Origin of the sequence: uncultured Stenotrophomonas sp. (genome assembly GCF_913778665.1) — a bacterium.
Taxonomy (GTDB): domain Bacteria; phylum Pseudomonadota; class Gammaproteobacteria; order Xanthomonadales; family Xanthomonadaceae; genus Stenotrophomonas.
Genome location: NZ_CAJYVQ010000012.1, coordinates 232,374 through 246,558, shown reverse-complemented (window position 1 = coordinate 246,558; position 14,185 = coordinate 232,374). Strand labels below are relative to the sequence as shown.

Annotated in this window: 10 protein-coding genes; 5 read left to right on the top strand and 5 right to left on the bottom strand. The window is 68.4% G+C overall.

Annotated elements, in window-relative coordinates; genetic code table 11:
- Positions 1–225: 225 nt before the first annotated feature.
- Positions 226–4,110: a phosphoribosylformylglycinamidine synthase gene (purL, locus tag QZ853_RS18800; RefSeq protein ID WP_295577577.1), complete on the bottom strand. Its 3,885-nt coding sequence runs from the start codon at positions 4,108–4,110 to the stop codon at positions 226–228.
- An 842-nt stretch (positions 4,111–4,952) separates the two neighbouring features.
- On the opposite strand from purL, the gene QZ853_RS18795 reads away from it, so the two are divergent.
- Complete coding sequence (locus QZ853_RS18795) at positions 4,953–7,052, top strand: glycosyl hydrolase family 18 protein (protein ID WP_295577564.1); 2,100 nt, start codon at positions 4,953–4,955, stop codon at positions 7,050–7,052.
- Positions 7,053–7,172: 120 nt separating this feature from the next.
- Here the strand turns inward: QZ853_RS18795 and QZ853_RS18790 are convergent, their stop codons facing one another.
- Both QZ853_RS18790 and xerD read right to left on the bottom strand, forming a co-directional pair.
- Entirely contained in the window at positions 7,173–7,949 is a 777-nt protein-coding gene (locus tag QZ853_RS18790) for a DsbC family protein (RefSeq protein ID WP_295577554.1), read from the bottom strand.
- Between the two features lie 111 nt (positions 7,950–8,060).
- Positions 8,061–9,038 carry a site-specific tyrosine recombinase XerD gene (xerD, locus tag QZ853_RS18785; RefSeq protein WP_295577543.1) on the bottom strand — a complete coding sequence of 326 codons (978 nt, stop codon included), beginning with the start codon at positions 9,036–9,038 and terminating at the stop codon, positions 8,061–8,063.
- A 56-nt stretch (positions 9,039–9,094) separates the two neighbouring features.
- Here xerD and QZ853_RS18780 point away from each other — a divergent pair, with 56 nt between their 5' ends.
- Positions 9,095–9,586: an RDD family protein gene (locus QZ853_RS18780; RefSeq protein WP_295577532.1), complete on the top strand. Its 492-nt coding sequence runs from the start codon at positions 9,095–9,097 to the stop codon at positions 9,584–9,586.
- A 90-nt stretch (positions 9,587–9,676) separates the two neighbouring features.
- Here QZ853_RS18780 and lptG read toward each other — a convergent pair whose 3' ends face one another.
- Both lptG and lptF read right to left on the bottom strand, forming a co-directional pair.
- Positions 9,677–10,783: an LPS export ABC transporter permease LptG gene (gene lptG / locus QZ853_RS18775; RefSeq protein WP_295577518.1), complete on the bottom strand. Its 1,107-nt coding sequence runs from the start codon at positions 10,781–10,783 to the stop codon at positions 9,677–9,679.
- On the bottom strand, positions 10,780–11,862 hold the full coding sequence (gene lptF, locus QZ853_RS18770; RefSeq protein WP_295577505.1) for an LPS export ABC transporter permease LptF: 1,083 nt from the start codon (positions 11,860–11,862) through the stop codon (positions 10,780–10,782). The genes lptG and lptF overlap by 4 nt, the downstream gene beginning before the upstream one ends.
- A 104-nt stretch (positions 11,863–11,966) precedes the next feature.
- Here lptF and QZ853_RS18765 point away from each other — a divergent pair, with 104 nt between their 5' ends.
- The 3 genes from QZ853_RS18765 to QZ853_RS18755 all read left to right on the top strand — a co-directional run bounded on the left by QZ853_RS18765 (position 11,967) and on the right by QZ853_RS18755 (position 14,181).
- Complete coding sequence (locus QZ853_RS18765) at positions 11,967–13,445, top strand: leucyl aminopeptidase (RefSeq protein WP_295577493.1); 1,479 nt, start codon at positions 11,967–11,969, stop codon at positions 13,443–13,445.
- A 99-nt stretch (positions 13,446–13,544) separates the two neighbouring features.
- Positions 13,545–13,970 (top strand): DNA polymerase III subunit chi, encoded by a 426-nt coding sequence (locus tag QZ853_RS18760; RefSeq protein ID WP_295577481.1) that lies wholly within the window; start codon positions 13,545–13,547, stop codon positions 13,968–13,970.
- A 19-nt stretch (positions 13,971–13,989) separates the two neighbouring features.
- On the top strand, positions 13,990–14,181 hold the full coding sequence (locus QZ853_RS18755) for a YqaE/Pmp3 family membrane protein (RefSeq protein WP_014035920.1): 192 nt from the start codon (positions 13,990–13,992) through the stop codon (positions 14,179–14,181).
- Positions 14,182–14,185 lie beyond the last annotated feature (4 nt).

Genomic DNA, 14,185 nt, shown 5'->3' with positions numbered 1-14,185 from the left:
GTCAAGACTTTGACACGGCAAATCCTATTGCCGTGAAGCAGTTCACTATTTCACCTGTTTATAAAGTGATTTCGTTAGATCTGCGTGACGAACTATCGACGCTGTGTAAATGCATGTAACTGATGACTGCAGCAGGAGTTTCTGCCCATGCAAAGAAAAACCCGACAGTCGCCTGCCGGGTTTTCCGTACCTTGTCGCATCGTCGCCTGCGCGCTGGTTGCGCCGTCAGCCGCACCACACCCGCGCGTTGCGGAACATGCGCATCCATGGCGAATCACCCTGCCATTCGGCCGGTGCCCAGCTCATGTTGAGCGCGCGCGGCGTGCGTTCCGGGTGCGGCATCATGATGGTGACGCGACCGTCGGTGCTGGTCAGGCCGGTGATGCCGTCCGGCGAACCGTTCGGGTTCAGCGGGTACTGGCTGGCGACGTTGCCGTGGCCATCGATGTAACGCAGCGAGACACGGGCTGCAGCCTGGTCGACCGCGTTGTCGAACACGGCCTGGCCTTCGCCATGCGCCACCGCCACCTGCAGGCGTGAACCTGCCATGCCGCGCAGCAGGATCGACGGCGATTCCACCACCTCCAGCAGCGCGGTGCGGGCTTCGAACTGCTCGCTGGCGTTGCGGCGGAACTGCGGCCAGTGCTCGGCACCGGGGATGATGCCCTTCAGCTGGCTCATCATCTGGCAGCCGTTGCACACGCCCAGCGCAAAGCTGTCCTCGCGTGCGAAGAACGCGGCGAAGGCATCCCGCAGCGCACTGCGCTCCAGGATCGAGGTGGCCCAGCCGCGGCCGGCACCGAGCACGTCGCCGTAGCTGAAGCCGCCGCAGGCAACCAGGCCGGTGAACTCCTGCAGCGCCACGCGGCCCTCGATGAGGTCGCTCATGTGCACGTCGAACGCGCGGAAGCCGGCACGTTCGAAGATGTTGGCCATCTCGATCTGGCCGTTGACGCCCTGCTCGCGCAGCACGGCCACGCGCGGGCGCGCACCGGTGCTGATGAACGGCGCGGCGACATCTTCATTGAGGTCGAAGCTGAGCTTTGGCTTCAGGCCCGGCGCATTGAAGGCGCGCGCGACCTCACGTTCGGCATCGGCGCTGGCCGGGTTGTCGCGGCGCTTCTGCATGGCGTGGGTGACCGACCACCAGGCATCGAACAAGGCTTCCCAGCGCCATTCGGCCAGGTTCTCGCCACCCAGCGACACGCGCACCGTCGGCGCGGTGGTCGGCTTGGCGATGCGCTGCGCGCATTCGGTGAGCGCATGGCGCTCGACCAGATCGGCGAAAGCCGCACGGTCTTCGCGTGCGATCTGCACCACCGCACCCAGCTCCTCATTGAACAGGCTGCGGAACGGGTCATCGCCCCAGGCATCGAGGGTGATGTCCAGGCCCATGCGCGAGGTGAAGGCCATCTCGCACAGCGCGGCGAAGGCACCGCCGTCGCTGCGGTCGTGGTAGGCCAGCAGCAAGCCGGACTGGCGCGCATCGCGGATCAGTTCGAAGAAGGCACGCAGGCGCTGCGGGTCGTCCAGGTCCGGCGCGGCACCGGCGAACGCGGGCAGGTCACCGTGGTCGGCATGCACCTGGGCCAGGATCGAACCACCGAGGCGCTGCTTGCCGGCACCGAGGCCGATCAGCCACACCTCGCTTTCAACGTCGCGGTCGAGCAGCGGGGTCAGCTGCTGGCGCGCATCGGCAACCGGTGCGAAGGCGGTGATCACCAGCGACACCGGCGACACGCTCTTGTGTGCCTCGCCCTGGTCATGCCACTGCGCCTGCATCGACAGCGAGTCCTTGCCCACCGGGATGCTGATATCCAGCTGCGGGCACAGCTCCATGCCCACCGCCTTCACCGCGTCGTACAGCAGCGCGTCTTCGCCCGGATGGCCGGCAGCGGCCATCCAGTTCGCCGACAATTTGATCTCATCCAACGCATCAACCGGCGCCGCGCACAGGTTGGTCAGTGCTTCGCCCACGGCCATGCGCGCCGACGCCGCGGCGTCGAGCAGGGCCAGCGGGGTGCGTTCGCCGATCGACATCGCTTCACCGGCCACGCCATCGAAATCGGCCAGGGTGATCGCCACGTCGGAGACCGGCACCTGCCACGGACCGACCATCTGCTCGCGTGCGGTCAGGCCGCCGACGCTGCGGTCACCGATGGTGACCAGGAAGTTCTTGGACGCCACGGTCGGGTGCGCCAGCACGCGCAGGCCGGCTTCCTGCAGATCCAGGCCGCCGGTCTTCAGCGCCGGCCAGCGCGGGGCCGGCGGATGCGCGGTGTCGCGGTGCATCTTTGGCGGCTTGCCGAACAGCACGTCCATCGGCAGGTCGATCGGCGCATCAGCCGGGGTGTGGCCGGGCACGGCACCGTAAGCCACCACCAGGTGTTCCTCGGCGGTGGCCACGCCGACCGCGGCGAACGGGCAGCGCTCGCGCGCGCACAGTGCGGCGAACTCGGCCAGGCGCTCCTGGGCCACGCCCAGCACGTAGCGTTCCTGCGATTCGTTGCACCACAGCTGCATCGGCGACAGCGACGGATCATCGGTGGGCACCTTGGCCAGGTCGATGACACCGCCCACGCTCGAATCGTGCAGCAGCTCGGGAATGGCGTTGGACAGGCCACCGGCGCCGACGTCATGGAAGAACTTGATCGGGTTGTCGGCGCCCATCGCCACACAGCGATCAATGACTTCCTGGCAGCGGCGTTCCATTTCCGGGTTGTCGCGCTGCACGCTGGCGAAATCCAGATCCTCGGCACTTTCACCGGAGGCCACCGAACTGGCGGCACCGCCGCCGAGGCCGATCAGCATCGCCGGGCCGCCCAGCACGATCACCGCATCACCAGCCTGCAGCGGGATCTTGTCGACCTGGATGCGGTCGATGGCGCCGAGGCCACCGGCCAGCATGATCGGCTTGTCGTAGGCGCGGACCAGGTCGGCACCTTCGGGCAGCTCGAAGCTGCGGAAGTAGCCGAGCAGGTTCGGGCGGCCGAACTCGTTGTTGAACGCAGCGCCGCCGAGCGGGCCATCGGTCATGATTTCCAGCGCCGGCGCCATGCGCGGGTTCAGCGCGCGCGGTGCTTCCCACGGCTGCGGCAACTCGGGAATGCGCAGGTGCGAGACCGAGAAACCGGTCAGGCCGGCCTTGGGCTTGCCGCCGCGGCCGGTCGCGCCTTCGTCGCGGATCTCGCCGCCGGCACCGGTCGAGGCGCCCGGGAACGGCGCGATCGCGGTCGGGTGGTTATGCGTTTCAACCTTGATCTGGAACGCACTCGGCACCTGCGGCTCGCGGCGGTACTCGCCGCTGGCCGGGTCCGGGCGGTAGCGTGAGGCCGGATGGCCTTCGATCACCGCGGCATTGTCGCTGTACGCGCTGAGCGTGTGCTGCGGAGTCTGCTGGTGGGTGTTCTTGATCATCCGGAACAGCGACCGGTCCTGTTCCTGGCCGTCGATGGTCCAGCTGGCGTTGAAGATCTTGTGCCGGCAGTGCTCGGAATTGGCCTGCGCGAACATCATCAGTTCCACGTCCGACGGCGAGCGGCCCAGCGCGGTGAAGCGTTCGCGCAGGTAGTCGATCTCGTCCTGCGCCATGGCCAGGCCGAGGCGCTGGTTGGCGGCCTCCAGCTCGTCCACCGGCACGCGTTCCAGTTCGCCACGGGCCGGCGCCGAGAACAGGGCCTGGCCCTGCTCCACGGACTCCAGCACCGACTGCGTCATCGGGTCGTGCAGCGCCTTGACCAGCGCCTGCTGGGCGGCGGCATCGGCCGGCCAGCCCTGCACGTCGATGCGCAGGCCACGCTCGACCCGGCTCACCGGCTGGCCAGCACCGCGGACCAGTTCGGTGGCCTTGCTCGACCACGGCGAGAGCGTGCCCAGGCGCGGCACCACGATGCGGCTGACCGCGCCGTCGGCCACGGCCTCTGCCTGCGGCACCGCCTCGAGGATGCGGCACAGGGTGGCCAGGTCAGGGGCGGCGGCACCTTCGGTCTGTACGAAGTAGACGTGCCAGGCACCGCTGATGCGCAGGGAGGGCGCGATGGACTGCAGGCGGGATTCAAGACGTTCGCGGCGGAACGGCGACAGGGCGGGCGCGCCCTCGAGGACCATCATGTCCGGGGAACCGTAGTTGGGAAACGGGCCCGACATTGTACCGGAAGCGGGAGTAGGCTTCGGCCGGGCGGCGCCCGGCACCCGCAGAGGCCAGAGCCAGAGCCAGAGCCGAAGCAACGGCAACGGCAACGGCAACGGCCAAAGCCAAAGCAACCGCTGGATTGCTGTGGGCTGGGTGGGGCGGTGTGGGCCAGCAGGACACGCCGTAAACCCATCCATGGGGGCTCGATGGCGCCATCCATGGCGCCAACGGTCCTGCTGGCCCCCACCACCCCACCCTCGACAGATCTCCGCGATCTGCAGTAGATCCACGCCATGCGTGGATGCTCCTTGGTTACCGGCCGCTGGCCGGCGACCAGAAAACGGCCTGGAATCAAACGCCTGAGAGCGAAGCGATCGGCGTTTGATTTTGATTTTTTGTTCGTCTTTCGTGGCGGCGCCCGCATGAACCTGTCGGGGGCCGGGTGGGTGGGGTCAGGCGGGGTGTCCGCGGCATGGATGCCGCGGCCAAGCCCCCAGGGATGGGTTCACGGCGTCCCCGCATGACCCCACCCGCCCGGCCCAACCCCGGAACCTGCTCTAGATGCCAACCACGAAGGGGCTCCGCCGATGGCTGCCGACCGCGCGCCAGCGCCGCGCTCGCCCAGATCGCCGAACCATGCGCTCGCTCACGGATTGACCACGCAATTGATGACAACGTTGTCCCTACCTGGTGCCGGACTCTCTCCCCGGCCTCCCAGGTACCCCGTCCGCCCCCTCCGTCGCCTTCCCGGGCGACGCCCGGACCTGCGTCACGCGCGGCGCCATCGGGGCCCGCGCGCCCTTTGATCGGAGACTTACCCATGTACGACCCGATTGTGCGCAGTGCCGAACGTGCGACCCGAAGCTGTCGTCCCCGCCGCCTGGCCTGGCTGCTTGCCCTGGCCGCAGGCACCGCCGCCCTGCCCGGCCTGGCGCAGGCCGCCAGCTGTGCCGGCGTGCCCCAGTGGGACCAGGCCAAGATCTACCGGGCCGGCGATACCCTGCAGAAAGGAGGCGTCCTCTATCGGGCGAACCAGGACATCTGGAACGCGCCGCCCGACCATCCGGCCGGTGCGCCCTACTACACCAACCTTGGCGCCTGTGATGGCAGCGGTACCAACCAGCCGCCGGTGGTCAGCCTGACCTCGCCGGCCAACGGTGCCACCTTCAGCGCCGGCAGCACGGTCAACGTGACCGCCAACGCCAGCGACCCGGACGGCAGCGTCGCCAAGGTCGAGTTCTTCCGCGACGGCAGCTCGCTGGGCATCGCCACCAGCGCCCCGTATGCCGCCAGTTGGGCCAACGCCAGCGCCGGCAGCCACACCCTGCGCGCGGTGGCCACCGACAACAACAACGCCACCAGCAGCACGCCGACCATCACCATCACCGTCAACGCCGCCGGTGGCGATACCACCGCGCCGAGCGTGCCCGGTGGGCTGGCGGTGGGCACGCGTACCGCCAACAGCATCGCGCTCAGCTGGAGCCCGTCCACCGACAACACCGGTGGCAGCGGCATGGCCGGCTATGACGTGTACCGCAACGGCAGCCTGGTTGGCTCGCCGTCCAGCGCCAGCTACGTCGATGGCGGCCTGACCGCGTCGACCACCTATCGCTACCGCGTGCGCGCCCGCGACAACGCCGGCAACGCTTCGGCACAGGGCACCGAAGTCAGTGCCACCACGCTGGCCGGTGGCGGCGGCACCACCGGCAAGCGGGTCATCGGCTACTTCACCCAGTGGGGCATCTACGGCCGCAACTACCGGGTCAAGAACATCGACAGCAGTGGTTCGGCCGCGCGCCTGACCCACATCAACTACGCCTTCGGCAACGTGCGCAACAACCGCTGCGAAGTGGGCATCACCCAGCCGTCGGATCCGAACAGCGGTGCCGGTGGCGATGCCTTCGCCGATTACACCAAGGCGTTCAGCGCCTCTGAGAGCGTGAGCGGCAGCGCCGACACCTGGGACCAGCCGCTGCGCGGCAACTGGAACCAGCTCAAGCAGCTCAAGGCCAAGTATCCGGGCATGAAGGTGCTGATCTCGCTCGGTGGCTGGACCTGGTCGCGTGGCTTCTCCAGCGCGGCGCGTCCGGAAAACCGCCAGGCCTTCGTCGCCTCGTGCATCGACGCCTACATCAAGGGCAACCTGCCGGTGACCGACGGTGCCGGTGGCGCCGGTGCCGCGCTTGGCGTGTTCGACGGCATCGACATTGACTGGGAATACCCGGTGGCGTGCGGCATCGAATGCGGCAAGCCGGAAGACAATGCCAACTTCACCGCGCTGATGGCCGAGTTCCGCCGCCAGCTCGATGCGGTGCGACCGGGGTTGTTGCTGACGGTGGCGGTGGGTGCCGGCATCGACAAGATCCGCGTCACCGATCCGGCCGCGTACCACCCGTACCTGGACTACATCAACGTGATGACCTACGACTTCCACGGCGCGTGGGATGCGAAGACCAATCACCAGTCGGCACTGTTCGATTCGCCGAATGATCCGTCCACCGGCGACCAGAAGCTGTACAACAGCAACGACGCCATCGAGGCCTTCATCAGCCGTGGCGTGCCCGCGGCCAAGCTCAACCTGGGCATCGGCTACTACGGGCGTGGCTGGACCGGCGTGGCCAACGCCAACAACGGCCTGTACCAAACCGCGACCGGCGCTGCGCCGGGCACATACGAGGCCGGCATCGAAGACTGGAAGGTGCTGAAGAACCTGGCATGGCCGGGCTACACCGACAACACCGCCGGTGCTACCTGGATCTACAACGGCAGCACGCTGTGGAGCTTCGATACCCCGGCCAACATCACCCGCAAGATGGGCTATGTGAAGACCCAGGGCCTGGGCGGCGCGTTCGTCTGGGAGTTCAGTGGTGACGATGCACAGGGCACGCTGACCAAGGCGGTCAGTGATGGCCTGAAGTAAGAAAAAAGCCGGGGGTGCTGCGCGCCCCCGGCTTCCTACCTGTAGAGCCGAGCCCATGCTCGGCTGCGGAAACATCAGCCGAGCATGGGCTCGGCTCTACAGAAACAAGGTCGGCGGCGATCAGCGCTTGGCCGACAGCTTTTCCAGCGCCGCGCGCAGCTGTGCCGGCGGCAGGTAGCCGCCCAGCTGGGTGCCATCCGGCGCGAAGATCGCCGGCGTACCGTTCACGCCCAGCTGCTGGCCCAGCGCGTACTGCATCGCCACCGGGTTGGTGCAGTTCTTGGCCGGCACGCTGCCACCGCGCTTGGCATTGGTCAGCGCCTGGCGACGGTCGGCCGCACACCAGACCGAAATCATGTCGGTGTAATCCTTGCTGCCCAGGCCCATGCGCGGGAACGCCAGATACTCGACAGAGATGCCGTTGCGGTTCAGTTCGGCGATGTCCTGGTGCAGCTTGCGGCAGTAGCCGCATTCGATATCGGTGAACACGCTGATGGTGTACTTGGCGTTCGGCGCGGCGAACACGATGCGGTCGCCGTGGTTGGCCTTGGCCAGCAGATCACGGCGGTAGCCGAGCAGGCCTTCGCTGTTGGCCGGGCCCTTGGCGCGGGTGTCGTACGGCTGCGACTGGAACAGGTAGCGGCCGTCATCGGACACGTACAGCAGCTGGCCGGACACCACCACCTCGCGGAAGCCGGGGAACGGCGCGGCGCCGATGTAGTCGATCTGGAAGCCGGGATTCAGCGCGGTCAGCGCGGCACGCACGGCCTGGTCGGCCGCGCCGTTGGCCGCCGGGCTGGCCTTGGCCGGCGCGGCGGCGGGTGCCTTGGCGGCCGGCTGGGCGCAGGCAGTCAGGCTGAGCGCACCGAACACGGCGGCGATGGCAAATCGGAGCATGGAGCGTTCCGCGGCAGAAGAAGACCCCGGATTCTGACACAGCCACCGCGACCCGGCCGCGACGCCGGGCACGGCGCAAGGCACGGCGCAAGGCAAGGTTCAGGCCCTCGCTCAGCCGCGCGGATGATGCCGGGCGTGCAGCTTCTGCAGGTGTTCGCGCGCCACCAGGGTGTAGATCTGGGTGGTCGACAGCGAACTGTGGCCGAGCAGCATCTGCAGCGCGCGCAGATCGGCGCCGCGGTTGAGCAGATGGGTGGCGAAGCTGTGGCGCAGGCCGTGCGGGCTGATCCGCGCCGGGTCGATGCCAGCAATCTGTGCGTGGCGCTTGACCAGGTGCCAGAACGCCTGCCGGCTCAGCGCGTGCAGTGCCGGCTCGACGAACAGCGGGGTCTGCCCGTCCGCCAGCGCCTGCACCCGGCCCTTGCCGACCAGCTGCGGCCGCGACTGCTGCAGGTAGCGCTCCAGCCAGTGCTGCGATTCCTCGCCCAGCGGCACCAACCGTTCCTTGCTGCCCTTGCCGGTGACCCTCAGCACGCCCTGGCGCAGGTTGACGGCGGTGGCCGGCAACAGCACCAGCTCGCTTACGCGCAGGCCGGCGGCGTACATCAGCTCCAGCATGGCGCGATCGCGCAGGCCCAGCGGACTGTCGATGTCCGGCGCGGCCAGCAACGCGTCGATCTGGCTTTCGGCCAGCGCCTTGGGCAACAACCGTGGCAGCTTCGGCGGATCGAGCAGCGCGCTGGGGTCTTCGCTGCGCTCGCCACGACGCACGCCGTCGGCGAAGAACGCGCGCAGGGCCGACAGCAAGCGCGCGTTGCTGCGTGGCGACCAGCCATGACGGGTTCGCCAGGCCAGGTAGTCGAACAGGCCGGGGCGCTCGATGCCGGCCAGCCCGCCCTCGCGTCCATCCATCCAACGCGCCAGGCCTTCCAGGTCGCGCCGGTAGCTGTCGAGGGTGGCGCGGGCCAGGCCGTTCTCGGCCCAGATCGCGTCGAGGAAACGCTGGATGCGCACGCTGTCATCGGCGCGCAGTTCCGGCAGTTGCTGCACCAACTGGCGGCGTTCGGCGGGGGTGGAAACAGGGGCCATGCGCAGAGGATACGAGGGCCACTGCGGATGCGGCCAGCATTGCGTATGCTCGGCGCATGTCCCGCCCTGCCACCGACACGGCCTCTGCGGCCGCCAGCGAATCATCCCGTCCGCGCGCGTTGCTGCTGTGGCGCCTGTTGGCGATGGTCTACGACGCACTGCCGGTACTGGCGCTGTGGATGCTGGCCGGCACCCTGTTTACCCTGGCCTACACCTTCAGCGGCCACGCGCAGCGCGAGAACATCGCACCATTCAGCGCATGGCAGTGGCTGTTGTGGGCGGTGTGCTGGGTGATCACCGGAGGCTATGCCACGGCCAGCTGGCGCCGCGGTGGACAGACGCTGGGCATGCGGCCGTGGCGCTTGAAGCTGGAATCGAGTGATGGCACGCCCCTGAGTCGCACGCAGCTGTGGCTGCGCTTCGCAGTGGGCACGCTGTCGCTGTTGCTGGGCGGGCTGGGATTCTGGTGGGCATGGGGCGACCGACAGCGCCTGACCTGGCACGACCGCGCCAGCGGTACGCGGCTGGTGCGGATGCCGAAGCGCTGATGCACCACCTGTAGAGCCGAGCGGATGCTCGGCTGACAAGCGGTGAGCGAAACGCAGCCGCGCATGGGCTCGGCTCTACAACAATCAGGATCAGCCCGATTTGCGCCGGAACAGCAGTCCGGATACCGCCAGCATCACGATCGGCGGCAATGCATAGGCAATGCGGTAATCAAACTTCAACGCGCCGGCCATGCGCCCGAAGAACAGCTGCAGCAGCCAGAAGCCGAGCGCGAACAGGATGCCGAGGAACAGGCGCTTGCCCATGCCACCGCTGCGCAGCGAACCGAACGCGAACGGCACCGCGGCCAGGCACAGCGCCAGCACGTTCACCGGATAGAACCAGCGGCTCCAGTACACGTCCTCGAAATCGCGCGCATCCAGCCCGTTGCGCTCGCGGTACTCGATGCTGGTACGCAGTTCGGCAACACTCAGGTTGCGCGGCTTGGCGATGCCGGTCGCCAGCGCCGCCGGATCCAGCTTCGAATTCCACGGCTCACGCGCCACTTCCTGGCGCGTGGCCGAGCGTTCGCCGAAGGTGTCGCGGCGGACCCCGGTCAATACCCAGCCATCCTTGTCGTGCTCGACGGTGGCGGCGTGGGTCAGCGAGGCGATCCGGCCATCCTCGGCTACCCGGTACAGGCGAACGTCTCGCAGGATCAGCCGCGTGCCCTTGTCGCCGACCAGCTGCTCCTCGCCGCTCTGCGCATTGAGGAAGGTATCGCCCTCACGGGCCCACAGCCCGGAATAGCGGGTGCTGGCGATGTCCCGCCCCCACTTGGCGCTGGACTTCAAGGAATCGGCGCGGTCCTGGCCCCACGGCCCCAGGGTCTCGGCACTGAGCACCATCACCGCGGTCAGCAGCGACAGCGCGATCGCCACCGACACGCTCAGGCGCTTGCGCGACAGGCCCAGCGCGCGCAGGGCGGTCAGCTCGGAGGTCGCGGCCAGCTGGCCAAGGCCCATCAGGGCACCGATCACCGCCGCGGTCGGGAACATCGTGTAGGCACGGCGCGGCACGGTGTACAGCACCCAGGCGGCGGCGTGGCCGAGGGTGTAGCCGTTCTTGCCGATGTCCTTGAACTCGCCGGAGAACGCCATCACCACGTCCAGGCCGACCAGCACCGCCCAGGTCAGCACTACCGTGGTGAACACCGACCGGCCCAGGTACAGGTCGAAACGCATCGGGCGCAGCCTCATGCGCGGGCTCCCTTCGGACGGCCCAGGCGGCCATCACGCACATACATCCAGATCGCCAGCGCCAGCAGCGGCAGGGTCAGCCACCACAGGCCCAGCGCGGGCAGAATCCTGCCGTTGGCGATCCAGCCGCTGCCGATGAACATCAGGTTGGTACCGACCATGTAGGCCATCAGCGCCAGCATCATGCGGCCGTAGCGCTGCTGGCGGGGCGAGCTGCGGCCCAGCGGCACGGTCATCAGGGCGAAGGCCAGCGCGATCAGCGGCGGCGCCAGGCGACGGTGCAGCTGCGCCTGCGCTTCCCGGCGCTCATCGCCGAACAGCTTCAGGGTCGGCATCAGTTCCGGGTCATCCTCGGTTCGGGTCTGGGCGCCATCGGGCAGCGCCACATCGTTGCGGGCGAAGGTCGCCAGGCGGTAATCCAGCGCGCCGGCCACCGGCCCTTCCACCTGGTGGCCGTCATCCAGCTCGAGGAAACGCTGGCGCGTGCCCTCGAAGAACATGCGGCCGCCGTTGGCCGACACCACTTCCAGGCGATCATCCTTCTGTCGCTGCAGGAACACCTTGCCCAGCTGGGTGCCGTCGGGCGAGATCGAGGACAGGTAGACCACGCCGCCGTTGGGCAACGTGGTGAAGCGGCCCGGCTCCAGGCCGGCCATCAGCACACTTCGGTTGGCCTCGATGATCATCTGCTCGGCCACCCGGCCCGCCCAGGGGCCCAGCCACAGCGAACAGGCGCCGACCAGCAGCACCACCGGCACCACCAGCATCATCAGCGGCCGCAGCAGGCGTTTGGGCCCCACGCCAATGGCGGTGATGACCGCCATTTCCGAGTCGCGGTACAGCCGGGCGATGGCCAGCAGCAGGCCCAGCATCAGCGCCAGCGGCAGGATCAGGGGCAGGTAGGCGATGAACTGCAGGCCCAGCTGCGAGAACAGCAGCTTGGCCGGCAGGCGCCCGTCGGCGATGTTGCCGAGGATGTCCACCAGCACGCCGCCCACGCTGACCACCAGCAGGACGATCAGGGTAGCCAGGAAACTCTGGACGAAATCGCCCAGCAGGTATCGGTCGAGCTTCAGCATGGGGCGGTGGTTTAAACTCTGGGGTTCGTTCGCGGTGCCGCCCAGTCTACTGTCTGGGCGTAAACGGCCTGCGATTGTACGGACTCGCCAATGGAATCTGCTCAATGGCCCTCGAATTCACCCTGAACCACGTTGCTCCGGCCGCCGCCACCGTTGATTGCCTGGTGGTCGGTGCCTACGCCGACCACACCCTGACCCCCGCCGCACAGGCCCTGGACGCCGCCAGCGGCGGCCGCCTGGCCGCCCTGGCCCAGCGCGGCGACCTGTCCGGCAAGACCGGTGCCACCACCCTGCTGCACGACCTGCCGGGCGTGACCGCCCCGCGCGTGCTGGTGGTCGGACTGGGCGACGCCGCCCGCTTCGGCGTGCCGCAGTACCTGAAGGCCGTTGGCGACGCTGTGCGCGCGCTGAAAGCCGGCGCCACCCGCAGCGCGCTGTTCACCCTGTCCGACGTGGCGATCAAGGACCGCGACGCGGCCTGGGCGATCCGCCAGGCGGTGATCGCCGCCGATCACGCCGCCTACCGCTACACCGCCACTCTGGGCAAGAAGAAGGCCGACGATGCCGGCCTGACGCAGCTGGCCATCGCCGGTGACGACGCGCAGGCGCTGGCACAGGGCCAGGCCATTGCCGCCGGCGTCGAATTCGCCCGCGAGCTGGGCAACCTGCCGCCGAACTACTGCACCCCGGCCTACCTGGCCGAGGTGGGCGTGAAGTTCGCCGGCGAGCACGACGGTGCCGAAGCAGAGATTCTCGACGAGCACCAGATGGAAGCGCTGGGCATGGGCTCGCTGCTGGCCGTGGCCCGCGGCTCGGCCAACCGCCCGCGCCTGGTAGTGCTGAAATGGAGCAATGGCGGCGACGCCAAGCCCTACGTGCTGGTCGGCAAGGGCATCACCTTCGATACCGGTGGCGTCAACCTGAAGACCCAAGGCGGCATCGAGGAGATGAAGTACGACATGTGTGGTGGCGCCAACGTCATCGGCACCTTCGTCGCTGCGGTCAAGGCCAAGCTGCCGCTGAACCTGGTCGTGGTGGTGCCGGCGGTGGAAAACGCCATCGATGGCAATGCCTACCGTCCGTCCGACGTGATCACCTCGATGTCGGGCAAGACCATCGAAGTCGGCAACACCGACGCCGAAGGTCGCCTGATCCTGTGCGACGCGCTGACCTACGCGCAGCGCTTCGAGCCGGCCGCGCTGATCGACGTCGCCACCCTGACCGGCGCCTGCATGGTCGCCCTCGGCCACCAGACCGCCGGCCTGATGAGCAAGCACGACGACCTGGCCAACGAACTGCTGGCCGCCGGCGAGCACGTGTTCGACCGCGCCTGGCGCCTGCCGCTGTGGGACGAGTACCAGCCGATGCTGGATTCGAGCTTCGCCGACGTCTACAACATCGGCGGCCGCTGGGCCGGCGCGATCACCGCCGGCTGCTTCCTGTCGCGCTTTGCCGAAGGCCAGCGCTGGGCCCACCTGGACATCGCCGGCGTGGCCAGCGATGAAGGCAAGCGTGGCATGGCCACCGGCCGCCCGGTCGGCCTGCTGAGCCAGTGGCTGCTGGACCAGGTCGCCCGCGCCTGATGCCGTACCCGACCCTGGCCGGCAACCGCCGGCCGGGGCCTCGCCGCCCGCCAGCCGTGTCCCGGCCGGGAGCGGTTCTTGCCTCATCTGGATGCTGCCATGCCCCGCGCCGACTTCTACCTGATCGCCAAGCCCCGCTTTCTGTCCGAGCCCCTGCGCCTGGTCTGCGAGCTGGCGCGCAAGGCCAACGACGCCGGGCTGTTCACCCTGGTGCTGGCCCGCGACCAGGCCCAGGCCGAGGAGCTGGACGAACTTCTCTGGTCGTTCGACGACGATGCCTACATTCCGCACCAGATCGTCGGCGAGGATGTCGACGAGGAAGAAGCGCTGGTGCTGATTGCCCCGCCGGGCGGTGACGCGCCGGTACGGCCGCTGGTGATCAACCTGCGCGACGAACCCTGGCTCGGCCAGTGCGAACGCGTGCTGGAAGTGGTGCCGGCCGACCCGGAAGCGCGCGAACCCCTGCGCGAGCGCTGGCGCCAGTACAAGACCGCCGGTTACGACCTGAACAAGCACGACATGTAAGTCCCGCGAGGTCCCCTTGATGCGCCTGTTGATCGCCCTGATCCTTCCTTGGCTGTCCTTTTTCACCATCGGCCGGCCGCTGGCCGGCATCGTCTGCCTGATCCTGCAGATCACCCTGATCGGCTGGCTGCCCGCCGCCATCTGGGCGGCCTATGCGGTCAGCCAGTACCACACCGACCAGAAGATCCGGCGCGCCCTCGGGTCGCGCTGATCTC